Origin of the sequence: Caballeronia sp. dw_19 (genome assembly GCF_018449515.1) — a bacterium.
Lineage (GTDB): Bacteria > Pseudomonadota > Gammaproteobacteria > Burkholderiales > Burkholderiaceae > Caballeronia.
Map to the genome: position 1 here is coordinate 188,628 of NZ_JAAVUQ010000012.1, position 6,749 is coordinate 195,376.

Here is a 6,749-nt window from a genome sequence, read left to right on the forward strand (position 1 = left end):
CGAGTGCGTGCTGTTGGCGCCTTAGGGAAAGGCGTCAAGGCTTACTCGTAGGAGAAGATGCTGCCGAGCTTGTCCATGCGTTCGAGCGCCATGCCCGAACCGCGTACGACACACGTCAGCGGATCTTCAGCGACGAGCACCGGCAAGCCGGTCTCTTCAGCCAGCAACCGGTCGAGATCGCGCAGCAAAGCGCCACCACCGGTCAGCATCATGCCGCGCTCGGCAATGTCGGCGCCCAGTTCCGGCGGCGTTTGTTCCAGCGCGATTTTCACCGACGAAACGATCTGGTTCAGCGGATCGGTCAGTGCTTCGAGAATTTCATTGCTCGAAATGGTGAAGCTGCGCGGAATGCCTTCGGAAAGATTGCGGCCCTTGACTTCCATCTCCTTGACTTCGGAGCCCGGGAAAGCCGAACCGATTTCCTTCTTGATGGCTTCAGCCGTCTGCTCGCCGATCAACATGCCGTAATTGCGACGGATGTAATTGACGATAGCTTCGTCGAACTTGTCGCCGCCCACGCGCACGGAACCCTTGTACACGATACCGCCGAGCGAAATCACGCCCACTTCGGTCGTGCCGCCGCCGATGTCGACGACCATGGAGCCCGTTGCCTCGGACACCGGCAAGCCGGCGCCGATGGCCGCAGCCATGGGTTCTTCGATCAGATACACCTGCGACGCACCCGCGCCGTGTGCGGCTTCCTTGATCGCGCGCCGTTCGACCTGAGTCGAACCGCACGGCACGCAGATGATGATGCGCGGCGAAGGCGAGAACATACGCGATTCGTGCGCAGTCTTGATGAACTGCTTGATCATCTGTTCCGTGACGGTGAAGTCGGCGATAACGCCGTCCTTCATAGGCCGGATAGCTTCAATGTTGCCCGGCACCTTGCCGAGCATCTGCTTCGCTTCGCGGCCGACGGCCTGAATGGTTTTCTTCCCATTAGGACCGCCTTCCTGGCGAATGGAAACCACCGATGGCTCGTCAAGGACGATGCCCTTGCCCCGCATGTAGATCAGCGTGTTGGCGGTGCCGAGATCAATCGCCAGATCGTTTGAAAAGTAGCTGCGCAAAAAACCGAACATTCAAAATCCTGTCTCGCTGGGAGCCGTGCCTCGCTTCGAGCGCCAAAGGACGGCAGCGGAAAAAAATGACAGCCTGCAGCGGGACCCATTTTTGGCCACGCAAATTGCAAGACTGCGGAGAAATCTACCGGAGGATGCAAGCGAACCAGGCGTGCACTTTTCTTAAAAATCTGAAACTAAGAACAGGCCGCTGGTAAGTCGATCCGGATTTGGGTCGAACGCGTAATGATACCTTATAATTTTGGGGTGTTCGAAGGAAAAGGACGGTACATTTTGCCACCGTCAAGCCTGCTTTTTAAGCTCCTTTATCTCGAATTGCAGTCGCACTGTTTGTCGCACTGTTTCTCAGCGTGTAAGTCGAAAAAACCCGGTGATCGAATGTCTCTGACCCTGACCGATGTAAAACGCATTGCGCACCTCGCGCGGCTCGAATTGCCCGAGCACGAGGCCGAACCCACGCTTGCGCGACTGAACGACTTCTTCGGTCTCGTCGAGCAAATGCAGGCCGTGGATACCACGGGTATCGAACCGCTTGCGCATCCGATTGAACAGATCGAGAAAGCTGAGCTGCGTCTGCGAAATGATGTTGTTACAGAGCACGTAAACCGCGAAGAGTTCCAAAGGTCCGCGCCTGCCGTGCGCGACGGGCTGTATCTCGTGCCCAAGGTGATCGAATGAACGTCGTGTTTTGAAACATCGCCTCCGAGGCAATGTAATTGAGGCGATGCAATACACGCACGAAAACAAAAGGCGCACGGTACTCGATACCCGGCGCCCTTCAGGAAGAACGCAATGCATCAAAAAAGCTTGACCGAACTGCGCGCGGCACTCGACGCAAAGACCCTCTCCGCCGTCGAACTCGCGCAGCTCTTTTTGCAGCGCATCGACGCAGCGAAGGATCTCAACGCGTTCATCAGTGTTGACCATGAACTCACGCTTGACCAGGCGAAAGCAGCGGATGCGCTGATCGCCAAGGGGCAAGCGGGCGTGCTGACCGGCCTGCCGATCGCGCATAAAGACGTGTTTGTCACGCGCGGCTGGACCTCCACGGCCGGCTCGAAAATGCTCGCGAACTACGCGAGCCCGTTCGACGCCACGGTTGTGGAACGTCTCAAGAACGCGGGCGTGGTGACGCTCGGCAAGACCAATATGGATGAATTCGCGATGGGTTCGTCCAATGAGAACTCGTACTTCGGCCCGGTCAAGAACCCTTGGGATCTCAAAGCCGTGCCGGGTGGATCGTCGGGCGGCTCGGCTGCCGCAGTGGCCGCACGCCTCGCGCCCGCCGCCACCGGCACTGACACCGGCGGCTCGATTCGCCAACCCGCGTCGTTCACGGGCATTACCGGAATCAAACCAACGTACGGACGCGTTTCGCGTTACGGCATGATCGCGTTCGCGTCGTCGCTGGATCAGGGCGGACCCATGGCCCGCAGCGCGTCGGATTGCGCGTTGTTGCTCAACGCCATTGCGTCGTTCGATCCGCGCGACTCGACCAGCCTCCAGCGCGAGGACGAAGACTACACGCGCTATCTCGGTCAGCAATGGTCCGGCACGGACGTGGCCAAACCGCTCGCCGGCTTGCGCATCGGCTTGCCGAAAGAGTTTTTCGGCGACGGTTTGAGCGCCGAAGTGCGCAGCGCGATCGATACCGCCCTGAAGCAATACGAAGCGCTCGGCGCAACGCTGGTCGAAGTCTCGCTGCCGAAGACCGAATTGTCGATTCCCGTGTACTACATCATCGCGCCGGCTGAAGCTTCGTCGAACCTGTCGCGCTTCGATGGCGTGCGTTATGGCCATCGCGCGGCTGAATACACCGATCTTCTCGATATGTACAAGAAGTCGCGTGCCGAAGGTTTCGGCCCGGAAGTGAAGCGCCGCATACTCGTGGGCGCGTACGTGTTGTCGCACGGTTATTACGACGCGTATTACCTGCAGGCGCAGAAAATCCGCCGCATCATCGCGCAGGATTTCCAGGAAGCGTTCAATCACTGCGATGTGATCATGGGACCGGTCGCGCCATCGGTAGCATGGAATCTCGGCGAAAAAGCCGATGACCCCGTCCAGATGTATCTCGCCGATATCTACACGTTGTCGATCAGCCTTGCCGGCTTGCCCGGCATGAGCGTGCCGTGCGGTTTCGGCGCAGTCGGCAGCGCGCATGCCACGCGGCCGGTTGGCTTGCAGATCATTGGCAACTATTTCAACGAAGCCCGGTTGCTCCAGGTCGCCGACGCGTTTCAGCGCGCGACAGACTGGCACGTGCAATCACCGGCGGGAGTGTAAGTATGAGTACGCAATGGGAAGTTGTTATCGGTCTTGAGACGCACGCGCAGTTATCCACCGTCTCCAAGATTTTTTCGGGTGCGCCCACGCAGTTCGGCGCTGAGCCGAACACGCAGGCCTGTCCCGTCGATCTGGCGTTGCCGGGTTCGTTGCCCGTGATGAACCGTGGCGCGGTGGAGCGCGCGATTCGTCTCGGCCTGGCAATTGGCGCGACCATTGCGCCGCGCAGCATTTTTGCGCGCAAGAATTATTTCTATCCCGATTTGCCGAAGGGTTATCAGATCAGCCAGTTCGAGATTCCGGTCGTGCAGGGCGGTACCGTCACGATTCAGGTTCCGGCCAATGAGAAAACCGGCACGGCCGCTTACGAAAAGACCGTCAACCTGACGCGCGCGCATCTGGAAGAAGACGCCGGCAAGTCGCTGCACGAAGACTTCGCGGGCATGACGGGTATCGATTTGAATCGGGCCGGCACGCCGCTGCTCGAAATTGTGACGGAACCTGAAATGCGCAGCGCCGCCGAAGCGGTCGCCTACGCCAAGAGTCTGCACAGTCTCGTGCAATGGCTCGGCATCTGCGATGGCAACATGCAGGAAGGCTCGTTCCGTTGCGACGCGAATGTCTCCGTGCGCCCCGTCGGACAGGCCGAATTCGGCACGCGCGCCGAGATCAAGAACCTGAACTCGTTTCGTTTCCTCGAAGAAGCCATTCAGTACGAAGTGCGCCGGCAGATCGAGTTGATCGAAGACGGCGGGACGGTGGTGCAGGAAACGCGTCTCTACGATCCCGACAAGCGCGAAACGCGTTCCATGCGAAGCAAGGAAGACGCGCACGATTACCGCTATTTCCCCGATCCCGACCTGATGCCTTTAGTCATCGATGAAGCGTGGATTGCGCGGGTTCGCAGCGAATTGCCCGAATTGCCCGAAGCCATGCAGACGCGTTTTGTCGAGCAATACGGTTTGACGCCGTATGACGCGGCGGGGTTGACGTCGTCGAAGGGGATGTCGGCATATTTTGAAAGCGTCGTTGGCGTAGTCGGGCCGACGCATGCGAAGCTCGCGGCCAACTGGCTGATGGGCGAAGTATCGTCGCAATTGAACCGCGATTCGCTGGATATTGCGAACTCGCCGGTTTCTCCCGCGCAGCTCGGGCTCGTCATTCAGCGCGTGGCCGACGGCACGATCTCCAACAAGATTGCCAAGGATATTTTCCAGGCGATCTGGGAAGAAAAAGCCACCGACGACGCCGCCGCCGATCGGATTATCGACGCGAAGGGGTTGAAGCAGATTTCTGATACGGGCGCGCTGGAAGCGATCATCGACGAGGTGATGGCGGCTAATCAGAAATCCGTCGATGAGTATCGTTCGGGCAAGGAGAAGGCGTTTAATGCGCTGATTGGCCAGGCGATGAAAGCGACGAAGGGCAAGGCGAATCCGCAGCAGGTCAACGAGCTTTTGAAGAAGAAACTATCCTCTTGAGTTGACGGCTGGACTATTCGCGGGTTGTTGCCGGGTCTCGTCTGGCAGCAACCCTTTCTTTTATCAACCGGGACCAACCGAGAACCGCACGCGTGGCTAAAAAACCTGAGCTGGACGATTATCGCGTGCCGTATTTCGACGGCAAGAAGATCAAGCCGTTTGATCTGGCGTCTATCGATACCGCGTCGAAGCCGTTTTCGTCCGGCGCCAAAGACGCGGATCGGGAGCGTTTAAGCGCGTTGAGCACAGCGCTCGATGGCTTGCAGGAAAAGCTGCACGCACAACGCTCGCATCGCATTCTGCTGATCCTTCAAGGCATGGATACGAGTGGCAAGGACGGCACGGTTCGCGGTGTTTTTCACGATGTCGATCCGCTCGGTTTGCGTGTCGTGCCGTTCAAGGCGCCTTCCGAAACCGAAGCCGCGCACGACTTTCTCTGGCGCATTCATTCGCAGGTCCCGGCTGCGGGCGAGTTCGCGATTTTTAATCGCAGCCAGTATGAGGACGTGCTGGTGCCGCGCGTGCTGAAACAGATCGACAGCCAGGCGTGGGAACGTCGTTACCGGCAGATTCGCGACTTCGAAGCGATGCTTGCCGAAAACGGCACGACAATCGTGAAGTGCTTTTTGCATATATCGAAGGATGAGCAGAAGGTGCGGTTGCAGGCGCGTATCGATAATCCCGAGAAGCACTGGAAGTTTGATCCATCGGATCTGGATGCCCGCAAACTATGGGATGAGTATTGCGCGGCTTATGAAGACGCCCTTGGCGCGACATCGACGGAAATGGCGCCTTGGTACGTGATTCCCGCCGATTCGAAGACGCACCGCAACGTAATGATTGGGGAGTTGATGGTGCGCACGCTGCAGGGTTTGAAGCTCGAATATCCGCCGGCGAAAGAGTCGCTGAAAGGGATCAAGGTCGAGTAGTTCACCAACATACAAGGATGCTTCATGTTTCGTGTCATCACCGCTAATTTGAACGGCATTCGGTCTGCCGCCAAGAAGGGTTTCTTCGACTGGTTTGGCGAGCAGGATGCCGATGTTGTCTGTGTGCAGGAGATCAAGTGTTCGCAAGACGATCTCACGCCGGAATTTCTCGCGCCGCACGGTTTCCAGGGTTACTTCCAGCACGCAGTGAAAAAGGGTTATTCCGGTGCCGGGCTTTATACGAAGCACGAACCGGATGAAGTAATCATCGGGTTTGGCAGCGAGGAATTCGATCCGGAAGGGCGTTATGTGGAGGCGCGCTTTGGGGATTTATCGGTGATCTCGGTGTATGTGCCTTCGGGGTCCAGCGGTGAAGAACGGCAACAGGCGAAATACCGGTTCATGGCTGAGTTCATGCCGCATCTTGAGGAACTGGCCAAAGAACGCGAAGTGATCTTGTGTGGCGATGTGAACATCGTGCACAAGGAAATTGATATCAAGAACTGGAAGAGCAATCAGAAGAACTCGGGTTGCCTGCCGGAGGAGCGTGCGTGGCTTACGCAACTCTTCGATGAAAAAGCCTATGTGGATGTATTCAGAACGCTGGACCAGCGGCCTGAGCAATATACGTGGTGGAGCAATCGCGGCCAGGCTTACGCGAAGAACGTAGGGTGGCGGATTGATTACCAGATCGCGACGAAGGGTGTTGCGGATACGGCCGCGGCGACTTCCGTTTTCCGCGATATCAAGTTTAGTGATCATGCGCCGTTGATTGTTGACTATCAGTGGACGGTTTAGTTTGTTCGCACCGGTGGACAGGGGGCGGTTTTGGGGTTAGTGGGGGGGCAGTGCCGGGGTGGTCGGTTCTGGGGTTAGTGGTCGGAGTCAGTGCTGGGTTGGTGGTTTCGGGATCAGCGGTCGGGTTGATGCCGGGTTGCTGCTTTCAGTGTTAGCGGTCTGCCTGAGTC

6 protein-coding genes are annotated in these 6,749 nt (G+C 57.9%); 5 read left to right on the forward strand and 1 reads right to left on the reverse strand.

Annotation, left to right across the window (positions count from 1 at the left end; genetic code table 11):
- Window positions 1-41: 41 nt before the first annotated feature.
- Complete coding sequence (locus tag HB376_RS18595; RefSeq protein WP_017772379.1) at window positions 42-1,085, reverse strand: rod shape-determining protein; 1,044 nt, start codon at window positions 1,083-1,085, stop codon at window positions 42-44.
- Window positions 1,086-1,463: 378 nt separating this feature from the next.
- Between HB376_RS18595 and gatC the strand changes: the two genes are divergently transcribed.
- From gatC to HB376_RS18620, 5 genes are all read left to right on the forward strand, one after another.
- Window positions 1,464-1,763: an Asp-tRNA(Asn)/Glu-tRNA(Gln) amidotransferase subunit GatC gene (gatC, locus tag HB376_RS18600; protein WP_213765121.1), complete on the forward strand. Its 300-nt coding sequence runs from the start codon at window positions 1,464-1,466 to the stop codon at window positions 1,761-1,763.
- A gap of 114 nt (window positions 1,764-1,877) precedes the next feature.
- Window positions 1,878-3,371, forward strand: a complete 1,494-nt coding sequence (gene gatA / locus HB376_RS18605; RefSeq protein WP_213765122.1) for an Asp-tRNA(Asn)/Glu-tRNA(Gln) amidotransferase subunit GatA — start codon at window positions 1,878-1,880, stop codon at window positions 3,369-3,371.
- Between the two features lie 2 nt (window positions 3,372-3,373).
- On the forward strand, window positions 3,374-4,852 hold the full coding sequence (gene gatB, locus HB376_RS18610) for an Asp-tRNA(Asn)/Glu-tRNA(Gln) amidotransferase subunit GatB (protein ID WP_213765123.1): 1,479 nt from the start codon (window positions 3,374-3,376) through the stop codon (window positions 4,850-4,852).
- A gap of 92 nt (window positions 4,853-4,944) precedes the next feature.
- A complete protein-coding gene (locus tag HB376_RS18615) occupies window positions 4,945-5,781 on the forward strand; it encodes a polyphosphate kinase 2 family protein (RefSeq protein ID WP_213765124.1) in 837 nt (278 codons plus the stop codon).
- A 24-nt stretch (window positions 5,782-5,805) separates the two neighbouring features.
- A complete protein-coding gene (locus tag HB376_RS18620; protein WP_213765125.1) occupies window positions 5,806-6,579 on the forward strand; it encodes an exodeoxyribonuclease III in 774 nt (257 codons plus the stop codon).
- The last annotated feature ends 170 nt before the right edge of the window (window positions 6,580-6,749 follow it).

Excerpts from the sequence above, each read along its gene's own strand:
- HB376_RS18595 (WP_017772379.1), bottom strand. The coding sequence starts at position 1,085 with ATGTTCGGTTTTTTGCGCAGCTACTTTTCAAACGATCTGGCGATTGAT.
- gatA (WP_213765122.1), top strand. The coding sequence starts at position 1,878 with ATGCATCAAAAAAGCTTGACCGAACTGCGCGCGGCACTCGACGCAAAG.
- gatC (WP_213765121.1), top strand. The coding sequence starts at position 1,464 with ATGTCTCTGACCCTGACCGATGTAAAACGCATTGCGCACCTCGCGCGG.
- HB376_RS18620 (WP_213765125.1), top strand. The coding sequence starts at position 5,806 with ATGTTTCGTGTCATCACCGCTAATTTGAACGGCATTCGGTCTGCCGCC.
- gatB (WP_213765123.1), top strand. The coding sequence starts at position 3,374 with ATGAGTACGCAATGGGAAGTTGTTATCGGTCTTGAGACGCACGCGCAG.